Annotated in this window: 15 protein-coding genes; 3 read left to right on the top strand and 12 right to left on the bottom strand. The window is 60.9% G+C overall.

Annotated features, from left to right (window positions below):
• Positions 1-8 precede the first annotated feature (8 nt).
• From ACM6I5_RS17645 to ACM6I5_RS17625, 5 genes are all read right to left on the bottom strand, one after another.
• Positions 9-1,478, bottom strand: coding sequence for an efflux transporter outer membrane subunit (locus ACM6I5_RS17645; RefSeq protein WP_414884299.1), 1,470 nt, complete (start codon positions 1,476-1,478; stop codon positions 9-11).
• Positions 1,475-1,948, bottom strand: coding sequence for a MarR family winged helix-turn-helix transcriptional regulator (locus ACM6I5_RS17640; RefSeq protein WP_017339626.1), 474 nt, complete (start codon positions 1,946-1,948; stop codon positions 1,475-1,477). Before ACM6I5_RS17640 ends, ACM6I5_RS17645 begins: the two co-directional genes overlap by 4 nt.
• Positions 1,949-2,161: 213 nt before the next feature.
• The gene (locus tag ACM6I5_RS17635; RefSeq protein ID WP_414884298.1) at positions 2,162-5,830 is read right to left on the bottom strand and encodes a translocation/assembly module TamB domain-containing protein; all 3,669 of its coding nucleotides are present in this window, start codon (positions 5,828-5,830) and stop codon (positions 2,162-2,164) included.
• Complete coding sequence (locus ACM6I5_RS17630; protein WP_414880079.1) at positions 5,827-7,554, bottom strand: autotransporter assembly complex protein TamA; 1,728 nt, start codon at positions 7,552-7,554, stop codon at positions 5,827-5,829. Before ACM6I5_RS17630 ends, ACM6I5_RS17635 begins: the two co-directional genes overlap by 4 nt.
• A 66-nt stretch (positions 7,555-7,620) precedes the next feature.
• On the bottom strand, positions 7,621-8,271 hold the full coding sequence (locus ACM6I5_RS17625; protein WP_017339629.1) for a GNAT family N-acetyltransferase: 651 nt from the start codon (positions 8,269-8,271) through the stop codon (positions 7,621-7,623).
• A 331-nt stretch (positions 8,272-8,602) separates the two neighbouring features.
• Here ACM6I5_RS17625 and xthA point away from each other — a divergent pair, with 331 nt between their 5' ends.
• Complete coding sequence (xthA, locus tag ACM6I5_RS17620; RefSeq protein ID WP_017339630.1) at positions 8,603-9,415, top strand: exodeoxyribonuclease III; 813 nt, start codon at positions 8,603-8,605, stop codon at positions 9,413-9,415.
• A gap of 228 nt (positions 9,416-9,643) precedes the next feature.
• Positions 9,644-10,984 carry a substrate-binding domain-containing protein gene (locus tag ACM6I5_RS17615; RefSeq protein ID WP_414884297.1) on the top strand — a complete coding sequence of 447 codons (1,341 nt, stop codon included), beginning with the start codon at positions 9,644-9,646 and terminating at the stop codon, positions 10,982-10,984.
• Positions 10,985-11,140: 156 nt separating this feature from the next.
• Here the strand turns inward: ACM6I5_RS17615 and ACM6I5_RS17610 are convergent, their stop codons facing one another.
• A complete protein-coding gene (locus ACM6I5_RS17610; RefSeq protein ID WP_414884296.1) occupies positions 11,141-11,659 on the bottom strand; it encodes an ankyrin repeat domain-containing protein in 519 nt (172 codons plus the stop codon).
• Between the two features lie 96 nt (positions 11,660-11,755).
• Entirely contained in the window at positions 11,756-13,594 is a 1,839-nt protein-coding gene (locus ACM6I5_RS17605) for a long-chain-acyl-CoA synthetase (protein WP_414884295.1), read from the bottom strand.
• Positions 13,595-13,926: 332 nt separating this feature from the next.
• Here ACM6I5_RS17605 and ACM6I5_RS17600 point away from each other — a divergent pair, with 332 nt between their 5' ends.
• Positions 13,927-14,205, top strand: coding sequence for a DUF3509 domain-containing protein (locus ACM6I5_RS17600; protein WP_017339634.1), 279 nt, complete (start codon positions 13,927-13,929; stop codon positions 14,203-14,205).
• A 101-nt stretch (positions 14,206-14,306) separates the two neighbouring features.
• Here the strand turns inward: ACM6I5_RS17600 and mtnC are convergent, their stop codons facing one another.
• The 5 genes from mtnC to aroC are packed head-to-tail and all read right to left on the bottom strand — an operon-like array spanning position 14,307 to position 18,455.
• Positions 14,307-14,990: an acireductone synthase gene (mtnC, locus tag ACM6I5_RS17595; protein WP_414880082.1), complete on the bottom strand. Its 684-nt coding sequence runs from the start codon at positions 14,988-14,990 to the stop codon at positions 14,307-14,309.
• A 4-nt stretch (positions 14,991-14,994) separates the two neighbouring features.
• Positions 14,995-15,540 (bottom strand): 1,2-dihydroxy-3-keto-5-methylthiopentene dioxygenase, encoded by a 546-nt coding sequence (locus ACM6I5_RS17590; RefSeq protein ID WP_017339636.1) that lies wholly within the window; start codon positions 15,538-15,540, stop codon positions 14,995-14,997.
• A 20-nt stretch (positions 15,541-15,560) separates the two neighbouring features.
• Positions 15,561-16,187 carry a methylthioribulose 1-phosphate dehydratase gene (locus tag ACM6I5_RS17585; protein ID WP_414884294.1) on the bottom strand — a complete coding sequence of 209 codons (627 nt, stop codon included), beginning with the start codon at positions 16,185-16,187 and terminating at the stop codon, positions 15,561-15,563.
• The gene (locus ACM6I5_RS17580) at positions 16,184-17,335 is read right to left on the bottom strand and encodes an MFS transporter (RefSeq protein ID WP_017339638.1); all 1,152 of its coding nucleotides are present in this window, start codon (positions 17,333-17,335) and stop codon (positions 16,184-16,186) included. The genes ACM6I5_RS17585 and ACM6I5_RS17580 overlap by 4 nt, the downstream gene beginning before the upstream one ends.
• Positions 17,336-17,363: 28 nt before the next feature.
• Positions 17,364-18,455 carry a chorismate synthase gene (aroC, locus tag ACM6I5_RS17575; RefSeq protein ID WP_007914036.1) on the bottom strand — a complete coding sequence of 364 codons (1,092 nt, stop codon included), beginning with the start codon at positions 18,453-18,455 and terminating at the stop codon, positions 17,364-17,366.
• Positions 18,456-18,510 lie beyond the last annotated feature (55 nt).

Here is an 18,510-nt window from a genome sequence, read left to right as displayed (position 1 = left end):
ACCTTGAATTAGTTGTGCTGCGTGGCTGGGGTTGCGTTGGCCGCGGTCAGGGTGTCGCCCTGAAAACCGCCGCCCAGCGCTTGCATCAGTTGGATCGACAGGTCGATCCGCTCCGCATTCAGGTTGGCCAGCTGACGCTGGGCCTGGAGCAACTGCTGCTCGATGCTGAGCACGTCCAGGTAGTTTCCGATGCCGGAACCGTAACGCTGGACCACGGTGTTGTAAGAATCCTGGGCAATGTCGGTGGCGTGCTGCTGAGCACCGATTTGCCGGCCGATATCGCGCAACTTATTGATGGTGTCGCTGACATCACCCAGCGCTCGCACCAGGCTTTTGTTGTACTGCGCCACCGCGAGGTCGTAATCGGCGTCCCGGGCATCGAGGTCGGCGCGCAAGCGGCCACCGTCGAAAATCGGCACCGAGATCGTCGGCGCGATGTTGAAGAAACGACTGGCCGAACCAAACATCGCATCACCCAACAACGATTCGGCACCGGCCGCGGCGCTCAGGTTGAGATTGGGATAGAACCGGGTTTTTCCGGCATCGATGTTCTTGCTCGCCGCCTCGACGCGCCAACGTGCGGCGACCAGATCCGGACGACGACCGAGCAACTCGGCGGGCAGGACCGATGGCAACGCGACGGCGCTGGCCTGAAGGATCTTCGGCCGGGCGATGTCGTTGCCGCGGTCCGGGCCTTTGCCGAGCAACACCGCCAGGGCGATTTTCGCGCTTTGCAGGCGTTTCTCAGCGTCGATCAGACTGGCTTCGGACGTGGCCTCGAGACTTTCGGTTTGCTGGAACTGGTACTGACTGTCGATCCCGGAACTCAGGCGACGCTGGCTCAGGTCGAGCATTTGTCTGGTGCGCTTGAGGTCTTCCTGGGCCAGGTCGTGAACGATATGCGCCTGCCCCAGATCGCTATAGGCGCGGGCAACGTCGGCGGACAACGTCAGTTGCGCCGCTTGCTGATCGACTTCGGCAGCGCGGGCCTGGCCCAACGCCGCTTCCCAGGCGTCACGCTGACCGCCCCAAAGGTCGAAGTTGTAATTGAAACTGGCGCCGATATTACGCACGGTGGAGTACGCATCGCCCTCGCCTCGCGGGTCTTGATCCCGCGCCAGACGCGAACGGCTGACGCCGGCGCTGGCATCGAGGGTTGGCATCCGCGCCGCGTCGGCAGCGTACGCAGCAGCGCTGGCCTGATGGGCGCGGGCGTCGGCGATCTGCATGTCCGGGCTGTCGTGCAGCGCTTCGCGGATCAGACCGTCGAGCTGCGGGTCGCCGAGGCTTTTCCACCAGTCGCTTTTCGGCCAGGCCGCGGGCGACAGGGTCACGCCGCTGAGGGATTGCCCGGCCTTGAGGGTTTTCGCATCGAGGCTTTTGCCTTCGGTGGTCAGGCCGCTGTAGCTGGCGCAACCGGCCAGGGTCATGGCCGCCAGCACCAGGCTCAGGCCGGCACGCAAGGTTTTGCCGCTCATTGGTCACCTACCCGCAGCAGCGTGATCGAGTCACCGGCTGCCACCAGAATTTTCTTCAGGATCTGTTCCAGGGTTTTCAGCTCGTCCGGAGTGATCGCGCCGGCCAGTTCGTTCATGGCGTCGGCACCGATTTCCGGCAGACGGTCGGTCAAGCGTTGGCCTTGCTCAGTTAACACAAGCTGCACCTGACGGCGATCCGCCTCGGAACGCTGGCGGGCGAGGAAACCTTTCTGTTCCAGACGATCGAGCATGCGGGTCATCGAACCGCTGTCCAGCGACAGGTGACGGCACAGCTCGGCCGGGGTGTCGACGCCGAACTGCGCCATGATGATCAGCACTTTGAACTGCGCGGCGGTGATGCCGTGGGGCTCCATGTGCGTGTCGATGATCCGGTCTTTGAGCAGCGCAGCGCGCCCGAGCAAGAGGCCGAGATGACACGTGTGGAATTCGTCCGGGGTGAAATGCTTCATCTGACCACCAATTAGCTGCCTAGGCAGAGAATGTATGTCGAGATGTTACTGCCTAGGCAGCGAATGTCAACGTAATAGTTAGGTTGCTTTGTATTTAGCGGATAAATGGCGGATTGGAAAAACAAAAAGATCGCAGCCTTCGACAGCGCCTACAGGTGTACACAAAACCCTGTAGGAGTTGCCGATGGCTGCGATCTCTTGATTTTGAGGGGTCTAGAAATCCCGCTTGTAGAAGATATCCAGCGAACTGGCCACGCCACCCGCCGCTTCGAGGTAAACCTTCTTGCTCAGCTTGTAACGCAAGGCAATGGTGTTGGCCGGTTCGAACACACCAACGCCATAACGCAGGCTGAGTTTCTCGGAAATATTGCCGCTGGCCACCACGCTCGTCGTATTGCCGCTGCCTTCGGTATCGAGCTGGAAATCCTGAATTCCCAGGTCGCTGGCCAGTTTGCCGGTGACCCCGGAACTGCCCATCAAACCCAGGCCGAGTGCGGCCTGCGCCAGCATGTTGTTGTCTTCACCGGTCGTACTCAGCGGACGCCCCAGCACCAGATACGACAAGGCCTGTTCCTGACTCATCGCCGGTTCGGAGAAAATCTGCGTGGTCGGCTGCTCGGCGCTGCCGCTCAGGCGAATGCCGGCGATGACGTCGTCGGTCTGGCGAATCGCCTCGATGTCCAGATACGGCTGATCGATCGGGCCGGCAAACAGCAAGCGCGCCCTACGCACCGTCAGCCGCTGGCCATAGGCGCGATAGCGCCCGTCGTTGAGCCACAGCTCGCCGCGGGTGTCCATGTTGTCGCCGATGTGCACGTGCCCTTGCAGGTTGGCGGTGAGGCCAAATCCGGCGAAGCTCAGTTTGTCCTCGCCAACTGCCACATCGATGTCCATTTTCATCGCCAGTGGCGGTGTGCCCTCTTCGGTTTGCTGACCGATGATCACCGTGTCATCGGAGACCTTGACCGTCGATGGCGGTAGCTCGCGCACGGTGATTTCACCCCGCGGCACCAACACTTTGCCGGCAATGGCCAGCTCGTCGCCCTTCATCGAGATCTTCAGGTCCGGTGCGACTTCGAGCTTGGCGTACGGTTCGACCGTGACCGGCAACTGCGAGCCTTTGAGCGCCAGATCGACCACCAGCGCCTGACCCCAGGCGATACTGCCGGTCAAGCTGCCCTGCCCGCTCTTGCCGCTTTTCCAGCCGCCGTTCAATTGCACCGTTTCACCGGCGATCAGCGCTTGAAGCTGCAAGGCTTCAAGGTCCATCGGCAGCTCAGGCCCGGAGATTTCACCGTCGCTCAGTAACAGATTGCCGTTTACCAGAGGCGCCATCAGCGTGCCTGCGATCGTGCCGCTGCCATTCAGCCGTCCGGTCAGTTTCTCGACCATCGGCACAAACGGTCGCGCCACGGACAAATCGAGGCCATTGAGACGGAAAGAGCCACTCAGCGGCTTGTTCTTCGGCAGCGGATTGATCTGCGCCTGCACACTCAATTCGCCAAGCTTGCCGCCGACGAAGCTGAGGTCGGTGTCGATGCGTTTGGGCGTGAGTTTGCTGGTGAGTCTCAGGGTCTGGTACGGGAAATCCAGCCACTGATCCTTGTCCTTGATGCGCAAGGTGCCACCGCTGGCGTCGAGGCTGATCTGGCCGTCCGGGCCGCTGGCGGGCAGGTCCAGTTGCAGGTCGGCGTTGAGCCGGCCCTTCCAGGCGAAATCCTTCGGCAACCACTGCGCCAGGCTGTCGATCGGGAATTGCTTGAGGTGATATCGCAGCTTCGGCTCAGGCATCAGGCGCTGATCTTCACCGCACAGACTGGCCGGCCCGGACATCCAGCAATGGGCACCGAAGTTGATTTTGCCGTCCGCCAGCCGTTCAAGTTTCGCCGGACCTTGCAGTTTCCAGTCCTGACCGCCGGCCTGTATATCGCCACTGGCCAGACGTCCGCGCCAGTTTCCTTTGTCCAGATTGCCGTCGAAGCCAAGGGCCAACTTCAGCTGCGGGCCTTGCAGATCGAGCGCCAGTTTCTGATTCTTGATATCGCCCTGACCGCTGGCGGTCAGCGTGCCCAGCGAGGTGTCGCCCGCCTGGATGCCGCTGCCCTTGAGGTCGATTTTCGCCCGTTGCGCGCTGTCGAGGGTGGCGTCAAGGTTCAGGCTTTGCAGGCGATTGTCCTGGAACGCCAGCTGCGTGCCTTGCAGCCCGAGCTTGCCTTGCGGCGCCTTGAGCGTGCCGGCGACATCGACGCGGCCATTGAGCTGACCACGCAATTGCGGCCAGAGCTGGGCCAGGCGCGACAGCTTGATGTCGATCTGTCCGGCGAGCTTCTGTTGCAGGCTGCCCTTGCCGGTGATGCTGTTATCACCCAGACGGATTTGCAGCGCGCTGAGGTTCCATAGCTCACCGGCGCCATCGGCCTTGGCTTGCAGAACGGCCGGTTGGCCACGCAGTTTGCCCTTCAGATCGAGGTCTGCATTCAGGCTGAGCTTTTCATTCTTCATCTCGCCTTTGCTGCGCAACGGTCCGGCCAGGGTGCCCGGCAACTCCGCAACCCAATACGCCGGGTTGATCGCCGAGAGGTCGAGCGCGGTGTCCCAGGCAATGCCATCGGCAAATTGCAGGTTCAGGTGCCCTTCGGCCTTGCCCTGCCCGGCTTCGAGCTGGATTTGTTGCAGGTAGATTTTCGTCAGGTCACCGGCGAACGGGCTGCTCAGGCTGAACGCTCCGGCCGGGCCATCCAGCGCCGCTTTGAAGTTGCCGAGGTAGTTGCCGTCGGTGTAAGAGACCTCACCGTTGAAGCTGCGCAGGGCCACTTCCGGCTCATCGATCAGCGGATAAAGCCGGTGCCAGGGGAAATCCAGCCAGTCGATTTTCGCCGTGGCGTTCAGGCCTTTGCTCCAGTCCACAACGCCAGTGAGCTTGAGGCTTTGCTTGTCGTTGGCGGTCAGGTCCAGTGCGGCGATCTGCGCGCCGTTGGCGTCGACCTTGCCTTGCAGCGACAACGCGACCGGGCCCTGCTCGGCGGGCAGCGACGCGTTACCGCGCAACTGGTAGCCGTTTTTCAGGTCACCGTCGCCGGTGAGCTCCACTTGATTGAGTTGCAGCGTGTCCGGCAGATCGGCGCTGGGTTTAAAGCCGTCGGCGGTGATCCGCACCGTAGCCGGCAGATTGTCCACCAGCGGCTGCAACTCGCCGGTCAGTTGGCCGTTCAGGTAACCGCTGCTGTCGGCTTTCAGGTTCAGGGTTTTCAGCAGGTCGCCGTCAACCTTCAGGGCCAGCGCCCAGGGTTCAGGGGCTGGCAGGGTCAGTTTGCCTTCGGCCTTGATTGGCCAGTTGCCGGTGGGCTGCAGCAGACCGGACAGGTTCAGGCTCAACTCGTCACGTTGCAGTTGCACGGAGTCGATCTGTAACCCCTGTTCGGTCCAGTGCGCCGCCAGTTGCAGGCCTTTGAGTTCTTCGCTGCCATTGAACCGCAGGCTGCCGATCTGCACATCGCCCAGTTGAATGGCCAATGGCAATTTCAGGTCCGGCAGCGTGATCGGTCCGCTGTTTTCTTCGTCGGGGCCCGGCGGGAATTGCAGGCTGACCTGATCAGCCTTCAGTTGCTCGATGCACAGGGTCATGCGCGTCAGGCACAACGGCGACCAGGCGAAAATCACTTTATCCAGCTCAACCCGACTGGTGTCCTGCTGCCAGACCAGATGGTCGGCGCTCCACTGCCCGCCCAGTCGACCCTGGAAATTCTCGACGGTCAGACCCGGCACAAACCCGAGTGCCCAGCGGCTGCCGGTCGCCGTGCCCAGCACGGTGGTCACGGTCAGCAGTACCAGCATCAGCAGTGCCAGAATCGCCAGCAGCGTTACTTTCAAACCACGCTTCACAGCTCAGGCCCCATGGAAAAGTGCAGTCGAATACCGCCGTCGTCGTCCATCGCGTGGGCCAGGTCGAGGCGAATCGGCCCCACCGGTGATACCCAGCGCACGCCGATACCGACGCCGGTCTTGAGGTCGGGCAGTTCGAGTTTGTTGAAGGAGTTGCCCTGATCAATGAAGGTCGCAACCCGCCATTTTTCGGCGATGGAATATTGATACTCGACGCTGCCGGCAATCATGTAGCGGCCACCGATGCGGTCGCCGTCGGAGTTTTCCGGGGACAGGCTCTGGTAGTCGTACCCGCGCACGCTCTGATCGCCACCGGCAAAGAAGCGCAGCGACGGCGGCACCGATTTGTAGCCGTTGGTGGCGCTGCCGCCCACCTGCACCCGACCGAGAAAACGGTGTTTATCGAACACCGTGGTCAAGCCTTTCACCAGCGCCGTGCCGTACAGCAGGTTGGTGTCGGAAGCCAATCCTTCCTTGGCCACTTTGGTTTCAAATTGCAGGCGATAGCCGTTGTGCGGATCGATGCGGTTGTCGCTTTTCAGGTACGAATAGCTGACGCCGGGCATCAACAAGGTGCTCAGCCCCGAGTCGTCGCCGAGCCGATACTCTTCGCGCTGCCATTTCAGCGACACCACCCGCTGCCAGCCGCTGGGCAACTTGCTGTGCCACTCGGGACCGAGGGTCAGCAACTTGCTCAGGCTGTCCTTGTCGGCAATTTCTTCACTTTGATAACCACCGGCGAAGCGCAGTTTGTCGGTCAGCGGCGGGTCGAGTGGAATGTCGTAGAACAGCCCGACGTTTTGGCGTGGCGCCGAGACTTCGGTTTCCCAGCCATAGCTGTGCCCTTGCGGGTTGACCCAGTGTCGGGTCCAGTTGGCCTTGACCCGTGGGCCGACGTCGGTGGAAAAACCCAGGCCGAGGCCCATTGTTCGTGGCTTGCGGGTTTCGAGTTTGACGTCCACCGGGATCACGTCGTTCCTGGACGCCGTGGGCGCGGCATCGACGCGCACGCCTTCGAAATAGCCGCTCGATTGCAGATTCTGGTTCAGTTCGGCGATCAGTTCGGAGTCATACGGCGCTCCCGCCTTGAACGGCACCATGCGTTGCAGCAGTTCTTCGTCGAATGGCGTATCCCCCTCGAAACTGACTTTGCCGAGGGCATAACGTGGGCCGCTTTCGTAGATCAGTTCGATGTCGGCAACGCCCGCTCGCGGGTCGACCGACAGCTTCTGCCGAGTGAAGTAGCCACTGAAAAAACCGAAACGCGAAGCCTGGTTCTGGATCAGCCGCTTGGCGTCTTCGTAGCGGCCATGATTGAGCACCGCACCGGTTTTCAGCGCGTCGCTTTTCGGTACACGAAAGGATTTGAGGGAAGCGGCAGGGCCGTCGATGCGAATAGTGACATTGCGCAAATGCACCGGCTCGCCCGGATCGACATTCATGACCAGGCGCGGCGTGTTGCCGCCCTTCACGTCCGTGTCGATTTGCGGCTGGTAATAACCCAGGGCCTGGGCAGCCTTGCGCGCCTGCTCTTCGGCGCCACGACTGAAGCGCAACAAGGCTTCTTCGTCACGATCGCCGAGGCTGCCGATATAGCCTTCTATATTGGCCTTCAGTTCGTCGTTGGACGGTTTGATCCGCACATCCAATTCACTTTGCGCCAGCGCCGCGCAGCTGGTGATCAGCATCAGCACGCCACTGGTAATTCTTCCTGGAAACTTCATAGGCGCGGATGCTATCACGAGCTTGGGAGCGTGATAGAGCCTCGCGTCCCGCGAAAGTTCTACCGTTTATGCCGAAGCGGTTTGCAACACTTGCGGATTGGCATGGAAAAACACATGTTCGCGGACCGGTCCTACGGCGACCTCGCCGATTTCTTCATAACCCTGACGCTTGTAGAACTCCAGATAACGCGGATTCCCGGTATCGAGCACCACACCTTCGGAGTGTTCATCGACCGCGCACCAGTTGTGCACCGCCTGCAACAGCTGCTCGCCGAAGTGCTTGCCCTGGAATTGCGGATGAATCCCCAGCAACGGCAGCAAGTGCACCGAGTCGGACGGCACGCACGCCATCACTGCATCGTGGTACTCGAGGTAGCGGCGCGTGCAGCGAAACCCGGTGCTGAGCACCATCCGCAGGCGCCACGCCCAGCTTTCGGTAATGCCCAGGCGACGTTGCGGCGGCGCGATCAGGGCGATGCCGATCAAGCGATCGTTGACCAGCAGGCCGATGGCCGGCAAATCCTGAAGAAAGTGCTGTTTGACCAGTTCGCGCACGGTGGCGCGGACCCGCTGTTCATAACCGGGGCGCTCGGCTTCGAAGAGGTAGCCGTAGGTCGGTTCGTGCCGGTAGGCCTGATAGAGCAGGGAGCGGGCTTCGCGGGAGTAGCCGCTGTCGAGCATGTGGATATCGGCGATGGCGGTCGAGGTTTCGGGCATAGCGGTAGATCTCCCCGGCACAGCTCGGGTGGCTGCGCTCTTATTGGTACGAGTTTGTCTGCGCCCATACAGTTCCTTGCTGATCTGGAATCAGTGCGGGTGCATAAGTCGTCATCGCGAGCAGGCTCGCTCCCACAAGGTATAGACCAGTCTCGATAATCGGGAGGTGACACCGATCTATGTGAGAGCAGCGCTGCGACGATTCGACTTGCTCGCGAAGAGGCCAGTACTGCCAATAAAGATCTGACAGAACACAGTAATTCGCCCCACCCCACCCTAGCCCCAATCCCACAGGTCAGCTAGCATCGCCCTTTTGCCAGGACTGCCGACCATGAAGATCGTCTCCTTCAACATCAACGGGCTGCGCGCTCGCCCCCATCAGCTGGCGGCGCTGATCGAAAAGCATCAACCCGACGTGATCGGCCTGCAGGAAACCAAAGTCCATGACGACCAGTTCCCGCTGGCCGAGGTTCAGGCGCTGGGCTATCACGTGTATTTCCATGGGCAAAAGGGTCACTACGGCGTCGCCCTGCTCTCGCGCCAGGAACCGCTGGCGCTGCACAAAGGTTTCGTCACCGATGAAGAAGACGCTCAGCGCCGCTTTATCTGGGGCACTTTCGCCGATGCCAATGGCGTGCCGGTGACCATCATGAACGGCTATTTCCCACAGGGCGAAAGCCGCGACCATCCGACCAAATTCCCGGCCAAGGAGCGTTTCTACAACGATCTGCAGCACTTGCTGGAAAGCCAGTTCCACAACGAACAGCCGCTGGTGGTGATGGGCGATGTGAACATTTCCCCGGAAGATTGCGACATCGGCATCGGCCCGGACAACATGAAACGCTGGCTGAAAACCGGTAAATGCAGCTTCCTGCCGGAAGAGCGCGAGTGGATGGCCCGACTGAAGAACTGGGGCCTGGTGGACAGCTTCCGTCACCTGAACCCGGACGTGTCCGACCGTTTCAGCTGGTTCGACTACCGCAGCCGCGGCTTTGAAGATGAACCCAAGCGCGGGCTGCGGATTGACGTGATCATGGCGTCCCACGGGTTGTTGCCGCGGGTGAAGGATGCCGGCGTGGATTACGAACTGCGCGGCATGGAAAAGCCTTCGGATCATGCGCCGATCTGGCTTGAGTTGAGCTGATCCGCCGAGCATTAGCGACAAACTACTGTGGGAGCGCGCCCTTTGTGGCGAGGGAGCTTGCTCCCGCTGGACTGCGCAGCAGGCCCATTTTTCAGGGTCGCTTCGCAACCCAGCGGGAGCAAGCTCCCTCGCCACAAAGGCTCGCTCCCTTACTTAGTAACTGTCATCTTTCGGAAACCTTACTGACTTAATCTCCCGGCACTTTCTTTGTTCTTTAAAGGTACCGGCATGACGCTGCGCGTTCTATTCCTGTCAATGCTGTGCGCCGGGCTGCCAGTCACCGCGTCGGCCGCTGACTTGCCGACGCCCAAACAGGGCCCGGTTTTGCGCATCCAGGGTTCCAACACCATTGGCGCGGCATTGGGCCCGGCGCTGGTCGAGGGTTTGATGCGCGAGCAAGGCTTGCTCAAAGTCCACAGCGAAGCCCCGGACACCGCCAACGAGCTGCGCGTCGTCGGCGAAACCACGCAGGGCCGCCGGGTCGAGGTGGAAGTCGCGGCCCACGGCTCCACCACCGGCTTCACCGCCCTGAAAAATGCCACTGCGGACCTTGCCGCCTCTTCGCGCCCGATCAAGGACAGCGAACTGCTGGCCCTGCAATCCCTCGGTGATCTGAAAAGTCCCGGCGCCGAGCAGGTCATCGCCATCGACGGCCTGGCAATCATCCTTCATCCGCAAAACCCGCTGAATCAACTCAACACCGAGCAACTGGCGCGCATCTTCAGCGGCGAAGCCCGCACTTGGGAAGAACTCGGAGGCATTGGCGGGCCGATTCACCTGTACGCGCGGGATGACCAATCGGGTACTTACGACACCTTCAAGGAAGTGGTGCTCAGCCGTCGTGGGAAAACGCTGAACAGCGCAGCGAAACGTTACGAATCCAGCGAGCAATTGTCCGACGCGGTCAGCCTCGACCCGCAAGGCATTGGCTTCATTGGCCTGCCGTACGTGCGTCAAGCCAAAGCCGTAGCAATTGTCGATGGCCAATCCCAGGCCATGATGCCGCTCAACAGCCTGATTGCCACCGAAGACTATCCGCTGTCACGCCGGCTGTTCTTTTACCTGCCGCCCAATAGCAAAAATCCTTGGGCCGAAGCCTTGGTGGCGTTCACCCAAAGCAGCAAAGGCCAGGCCATCGTCGCGGCCAACGGGTTTATTGCCCAGACCGTCCAGGCCATGGCCGTCACGCCGAATGCGCTGATGCCCGAGGGTTATCAGGCACTCAGCCGCCACGCCCAGCGCCTGACGGTGAATTTCCGCTTTGAGGAAGGCAGCGCGACGCTGGATAACAAGGCCCGGCAGGACCTGACGCGGGTGCTCGATTACATCCGGCAGAATCAGAAGACCAACCGGCAGGTGACGCTGGTGGGGTTTGGCGATGCCAAAAGCGATCCGGCGCGGGCCGACCTGCTGTCGAAACTGCGGGCCATGGCGGTGCGGCGGGAACTGGTGAAAAGCGGCGTGGTGTTTCGCGAGATTCGCGGCTTTGGCGCCGAGATGCCAGTGGCGGCCAACAGTGCGGATGAAGGGCGGATCAAGAATCGGCGGGTTGAGGTTTGGGTGTACTGATTCAAAGAGACTTTGAATGTGTAACAAACCCTGTGGCGAGCGAGCTTGCTCGCGCCGGGCTGCGTAGCAGCCCCAAAAACCTTAAGTTCATGCAGATTTTTGTGAATGCTGCGCACTCAAGCGGGAGCATGCTCCCTCGCCACAGGTTTTCGCCAATCAGCCGAGCAATTTCTCAAGCTGCGCCGTGGTATCCACCGCGCCCAGCGTTTTAGCGGCATCCAGCGCGGACACGCCATTGGCATCCTTGGCTTTCGGATCGGCGCCTTTGCTGATCAGGTAATCAACGATTTCCACGCGGTTGAACATCGCCGCCATCATCAACGCCGTGCGACCGTCAAACGACGAGCCTTCCACTTGCGCGCCACCTTCGACCAGCGCCTTGACCACGGCCAGGTCACCCTTGAACGCCGCCCCGGCAATCGGGCTCTGGCCGTTGTCGTTGCGGATCTCCGGGTCAGCCTTGTGCTCGAACAGGACCTTCACGGTTTCCACATGGCCGTGGTAGGCGGCCAGCATCAGCAAGGTGTCGCCCTTGTGGTTGCGCAGGTTCGGCGGCAGGCCTTTGGTCAGCAGCGCAGCCATCATGGCCGCATCGCCCTCGCGCGCCTTGTTGAAGACCTGTTCAGCAAACTCGGCAGCTTCTTCGGGGGTCATCTGGCGGCTTTGATCGGACATTGGAGACTCCACTTACAGTTATTCGCAAAGCCGACAGTTTCCCGAGCGGCCCCGACACTGTCACTTCTTTTTTCTCAAGTCGCGCCATAGCCACATTCAATAGCGGTACTTGCCACCGTGAATGTCCGCCAGCAATTGTTCAGTGACCTGCACATAGGTCTCGGTCCCCGGCAACCAGGCGTAGATCGGATCATCCCCGGTTTTGCCTGGGTCGAAGGCTTCGTCCTTGAGCCGGGTCTTCTGGTATTTGAAGGTGCCGGTGGTCTCCATTTTCACTTTCACCCGCAGAAACAACGGCACCGCATACGCCGGCATGTGCTCGCGGGCGAAGGCCAGCAGTTCGCTGAAATCCAGGGTCGCCAGGGATTCGGCCGGCGTGATCGCCGCCATCCCGGCGCGCCCGTTGGTGTTGCGCACTTCCACGCCATAGGCCACGGCTTCGGAAATGTTCGGGTGCTGCAGCAAGATGTTCTCGACCTCGGTGGTCGAGACGTTTTCGCCTTTCCAGCGGTAGGTGTCACCGAGGCGATCGACGAATTGCGCGTGACCAAAACCGATATTGCGCAGCAGGTCGCCGGTGTTGAAGTAACGGTCACCCTTTTCGAATACGTCGTGGAGCACGACTTTTTCGGTCTTCTGTGGATCGGTGTAGCCGTCCAGGGGCGCCTTGTCATCGATCTTCGCCAGCAACAGCCCCTGCTCGCCCTTGGCCACCTTGCGCATGAAACCCGAGGCATCCCGCGTCGGCGCGCCGCTGTCGTGGTCGTAGGCTGCCAGTTCCCAGGACATCAGGGAAAAACCGACGGTGTTGTCGAAGTTGAGAATGTTGGTGAACCCGATATTGCCGTCGCTGGCGGCGTACAACTCGCAGATGTGGTTCACGCCAAAGCGCGTCTTGAATTCGCGCCACGCACCGGGGCGCAGGCCGTTGCCGATCATTTTCGTCACGCTGTGCTGGCTGTCGTCGGCACTCGGTGGTTGATCGACGAGGTAGCGGCACAATTCACCGACGTAACCGAGGGTGGTCGCCCGGTAGTTGCGCACATCGCTCCAGAACTGGCTGGCGCTGAACTTGCGGCGAATGGCAAACCCCGACGCCCCGCTGATGGCCGAGCCCCAGCATACGCATAGCCCCGTGGCGTGATAGAGCGGCAACGTGCAATAGACGATGTCTTCGGGGCGCATGTCCAGCGCGATCAAGCCAAAGCTCGCGGAGCTGCGCATCCAGCGGCCATGCTTGAACACGCCGGCCTTGGGCAATCCGGTGGTGCCCGAGGTGTAGATGTAGAAGCACGGGTCATCGAGAAAAACCTGCTGGCTGCTGGCAGGGTTGTCGCAGGGGCTGTCCGCCGTCGCCGACATCAGGTTGATGAAACCGTCGGGCGCAATGCCCGGTTGGTTGTAAGTGTCTCGGTCGGCGACAAACCAGGTCCGCGCCGCGTCGATCGAAACCCGCTCGCGCACCGCGCAAAACGCCGGCACCAACTCCTCACCGACAATGATCGCCGCAGGCGCCACCAGGTTCAGGCTATGGGCCAGGGTATCGCGCGTCTGCGAGGTGTTGAGCAAGGCGCTGATCGCGCCGACCTTGGCCACCGCCAGGATCGTCACCAGCAATTCCGGGCGGTTCTCGATGAAGACCGCCACCACGTCGCCCTTGCTGATGCCTTGGGCGATCAAGTGATGGGCAATGCGGTTGGCCCACTGATTGACTTGTGAATAGCTGAGTTTCACGGCGCCCTGCAGCAATGCGGGGCCCTCGGGATTGCGCAGCGTTGCCTGCTCGAAGCTCCAGCCCAGGCCACACGGTTGGGTCGGGTCCTTGACGTTGGCGGCCTTCATGCCCTTCACCACCCGCGGGATGGCTTTGGCGATCGAAGGCAGCTTGCGGAGCATCATGCCCCAGGTGATCGTGTCGTTCGTCGTGCGGCTCATGGTGGTTCCCGTGCGATTTTTTATTGTCGGGCGACGGTGATTGAGCCCGAAAATACGTCAACGGTTCTTGAGCTGTACACGCGGTTTTTGAAATGTTTTGTATCCGCGCCGGCATCGTGATCGCCCATGCCTCGATTGGTTCAATGGAATCGTCGGCAACCTCGCAAAATGCAGGATGCACGATGGCCATTCATGCAGATTGCACGAAAACAAAAAATGGGCATAAATTTAACTATTTGATTTATAACGAGTTTTAAAAATTCAGGTGCTGGCACAATCACTGCAACTACCTCTGCATGCTTGCCACTCAAGAGCCTACGGAGCTGATAGACATGAACCTGATCCAAGAAAAATTTTCGTCCCTGTTCTCCAACTTCGAAGTCACCACCCAGCCTCGTCCGGACGGCGGCATTCTGCTGACCTTGCGCAGCACCGAAGGTAAAGTGTTCAAACGTTCCATTTCCTACCAGCAATTGCACGCCGGTGATCAGCTGTCGTGGGTGATCAGCGCCATCCGCCGCGACCTGGCTGAACAAGCCAGCGAACTGCCGCAGATTTCCATGCTGCAGAGCCAGCAGCGGTTTGCATTGCCGACTTATCATTCGGCATAAACGCGCTCTCGCTGTAAACAAACAGGCCGTGACAGCTTTCGCTGCACGGCCTGAGTTGTTTCTGGAACTACAGCATTCCCCTGTGGGCGGTGTTCCGACAGTTAAAACGTGGAGGGATCGATTTTGGCGAAGCTGTCCACGGTCACGTGCCCCGCCAACTCCCCGCCTTCACGGGCCAGCCCACACGTCGCCATACCCGCCGCCCGCGCCGCGTCCAGCTCTTCGACGATATCGGACAGAAACAGAATCTGCGTCGCGTCAAAGCCAATCGCCTGGGTAATGCGCTGGTAAGACTGCGCCTCACGCTTGGGCCCCGACGTCGTGTCGAAATAACCGCTGAACAGTGGCGACAAGTCCCCCGCCTCCGAGCAGCCGAAAATCAGTTTCTGCGCCTGAATCGAACCGGAGGAATAAACAAACAGTTGGAAACCTTCCTGATGCCAGCGCTTCAGCGCCTCGACGGCGTCCGGGTATACATGGCCTTTCAACTGCCCGGCCTGATAGCCCTGCGCCCAGACCATGCCCTGCAACGCCTTGAGCGGCGTGGCTTTGCGGTCTTCGGCGATCCAGCCCAGGAGGATCTCGATAACGCGCTCAACGTCCGCGTCCGGCTCATTGTTGTCCCGGCGAACGGCGGCCAGTTGCTCGGCCACATCGGCGCGCGTGGCGTGCTGGCGAACAAAGTCCGGCAGGTGTCTGGCGGCATACGGGAACAGCACGTCGAACACAAAACTCACCGCGCTGGTGGTGCCTTCGATGTCGGTGAGAATCGCTTTGATCGGCATCGACTCAGTCCTCAAGACGCGGGAAGCGGTTGGCGATGTCTTCGCCGGTGAAATTGGCCACCCAGCCTTCGGGATTGTTGAACAGGCGAATGGCGACGAAATGCGGATGCTCGCCCATGTCGAACCAGTGCGGCGTGCCGGCCGGCACCGAGATCAGGTCGTTCTTCTCGCACAGCACGGCGTAAACGTAATCGTCGATGTGCAGGGTGAACAAGCCACGGCCGGCGACGAAAAATCTTACTTCGTCTTCACCATGGCGGTGTTCGTCGAGAAACTTGGCGCGCAACTCGGCTTTTTGCGGGTGGTCGCTGTTCAGGCTGATCACATCGACGGTGATGTAGCCGCGTTCGGTCATGAGTTTGTCGATTTGCTCCTGATACGCGGCGATCACCTCTTCCTGGCTGGCGCCGGGCTGGATTTTCGCCGCCGCTTGCCAACGGTCGAAGCGCACGCCCTGCTCGGCCAGGGTCGAGGCGATGTCTTCGAAATGGGTCAGCACCTTGTTCGGGATGTCAGGGCTTGAGACGTGGTAGACGGACAGGCTGCTCATCAGGGCAACTCCTTAACGGTTCATGCTTTGCGGTTTAAAACCGAGCGGGTCTTCAACTCGCACTCGAACAAAAATTCAAAGGCTTCGATCTGCCGCAGCGCATCGCTCATGCGCGCACCCCAGGTGTAGAGGCCATGACCGCGGATCAGATAGCCGACGCAATCGGGATGGGCTTCCAGCCAAGGCTGCACCTCGGCGGCGAGCCGCGCAATATCCTGATCGTTGTCGAAAATCGGCACGCGCACCTGGGATTCGTGCGTGGATACGCCGCTGAAGGCTTTTTGCAGTTCGTAGTCTTCGAACTCGATGAAATCTTCAGGCGTCAGGCGCGACAGCACCGTGGCGTTCACCGAATGGGTGTGCAGCACCGCACCGATTTCCGGGCGCCAGTTGTAGAGCTGGGTGTGCAGCAAGGTTTCGGCGGACGGTTTCTTGCCCGGCTCCAGGCTGTTGCCGGACAGATCCGTGGCCAGCACATCATCAAGGCCCAACTGACCTTTGTGCTTGCCGGATACGGTCAGCAAGGCTTCGGTGGGCGACAGCCGGGTCGAATAGTTGCTGCTGGTGGCCGGTGACCAGCCGCGGCCATACAGAAAACGCCCGGCGTCGATGATTTCCTGGGCGAGGTGTTCACGGGTAAGGCTCATGGCCTGTCCTCTTGCATACGTGTGGCAATGATAACGGCAGCGGCGAAGGCTGCGAGACTGGCAATACTAAAGGTGAACGTGGCCCCGAGGGCATTCCAGCTGTACCCGGAGTACAACGCGCCCAGTGCGCCGCCGGTGCCGGCCAGCGCGGCATACAACGCCTGGCCCTGCCCTTGCTGGCGCGCACCGAAGCTACGTTGCACGAACTGGATGGCAGCGGCGTGAAAGCTGCCGAATGTGGCGGCGTGCAGCACTTGGGCAAACAGCAGCACCCAGACAAATTCAGCGAACGAACCCAGCAACAGCCAACGCAGGGCCGCCAGCAGAAAACTCGCCAGCAATACGCGGCGCACCGAGAAGCGCGCAAGGATCTTGCTCATGGCCAGGAACATCAAGACTTCGGCGACTACGCCGAGCGCCCAGAGCATGCCGATCAGGCCACGGCTGTAACCCAATCGCTCAAGGTGCAAGGTCAGAAAGGTGTAATACGGGCCGTGGCTCATCTGCATCAGCGCCACGCAACCGTAGAATGCCAACACCCCGGGATGGCGCAATTGCTTGAGAAAGCCGTCACCGGCAATCCGTTCGCCCTGAACGGGCTGGGCGTTCGGCACCCACAGGCTGCTGACCACGATCCCCGCCATGATCAGCACCAGCGCCACCGGGTAAATGTCTAGGCTGAGCCACTCGAACAAACGGCCCAGCGCCACCACAGTGATGATGAAACCGATGGAGCCCCACAACCGAATCTGGCTGTAGCGCTGCGTCTGGCCCTTCAAATGCGCGAGGGTGATGACTTCGAACTGCGGCAACACGGCGTGCCAGAAAAATGCATGTAACGCCATGACCATCGCCAGCCAGGCGTAGGACTTGCTGACGAAAATCAGCGAAAACGTCAGCAACGTGCAGACCGCGCCGAAACGCACGATGGCCAGGCGCCGGCCGGTGTAGTCACCGAGCCAGCCCCAGATGTTCGGCGCGACGCAACGCATCAGCATCGGGATCGCCACCAGCTCGCCGATGCGTGCGCTGGAAAAACCCAGGTGATCGAAGTACAGCGCCAGAAACGGCGCTGTCGAACCGAGCAAGGCGAAATAGAACAGATAGAAACTGGAGAGCCGCCAGTACGGCAGCGCCGCCACGGTCATCAGACCGCAGCGACTGTGAGGTCAGCCATTAAAGCTGACCCAGCACCGGCGTGCTAACGCGCACATCGGCATTCTGCCCACGGTGACGCAACAGGTGATCCATCAGCACGATGGCCATCATCGCTTCGGCAATCGGTGTTGCGCGGATGCCGACGCATGGATCGTGGCGCCCCTTGGTGATGACGTCCACCGGGTTGCCATGGATGTCGATGGAACGGCCCGGCGTGGTGATGCTCGAGGTGGGCTTCAGCGCCAGGTGCGCGACGATCGGCTGACCGGACGAGATACCGCCCAAAATGCCGCCGGCGTTGTTGCTGAGGAAACCTTCCGGGGTCATTTCATCGCGATGTTCGGTGCCACGCTGGGCAACGCTGGCGAAACCGGCGCCGATTTCCACACCTTTGACCGCGTTGATGCTCATCAGCGCATGGGCCAGTTCGGCGTCCAGGCGGTCGAAGATCGGCTCGCCGAGGCCCGGCATCACGCCTTCGGCGACCACGGTGATCTTCGCGCCGACCGAATCCTGGTCGCGGCGCAGCTGGTCCATATAGGCTTCCAGCTCCGGCACTTTGTCCGGGTCAGGGCTGAAAAACGCGTTCTCTTCCACCGAGTCCCAAGTCTTGAACGGGATTTCGATCGGGCCGAGCTGGCTCATGTAGCCACGAATGACGATGCCCTGGGTGGCCAGGTATTTCTTGGCAATCGCGCCGGCCGCCACGCGCATGGCGGTTTCCCGCGCCGAGCTGCGACCACCGCCGCGGTAATCGCGTTCGCCGTACTTGTGGTGATAGGTGTAGTCGGCGTGGGCCGGACGGAACAGATCCTTGATCGCCGAGTAGTCCTTGGACTTCTGGTCGGTGTTGCGGATCAACAGGCCGATCGAGCAACCGGTGGTGCGGCCTTCGAAAACGCCGGAGAGGATTTCGACTTCGTCCGCCTCCTGACGCTGGGTGGTGTGGCGGCTGGTGCCGGGCTTGCGGCGGTCGAGGTCGCGCTGCAAATCCTCCAGGGAAATCTCCAGACCCGGCGGGCAGCCGTCGACAATGGCGACCAACGCCGGACCATGGCTTTCGCCAGCGGTGGTGACAGTGAACAGCTTGCCGTAGGTATTGCCGGACATGCAGGACGCTCCGTGAAATGAACCTGAATACTTAATGCGCGCCAGTATACGCAGG

The sequence above is a fragment of the Pseudomonas sp. IT-P171 genome, assembly GCF_949767765.1.
GTDB classification, from domain to species: domain Bacteria; phylum Pseudomonadota; class Gammaproteobacteria; order Pseudomonadales; family Pseudomonadaceae; genus Aquipseudomonas; species Aquipseudomonas fluorescens_B.
Note: the sequence above shows the minus strand (reverse complement) of the source record. Positions and strands in the feature narration are given on the sequence as shown.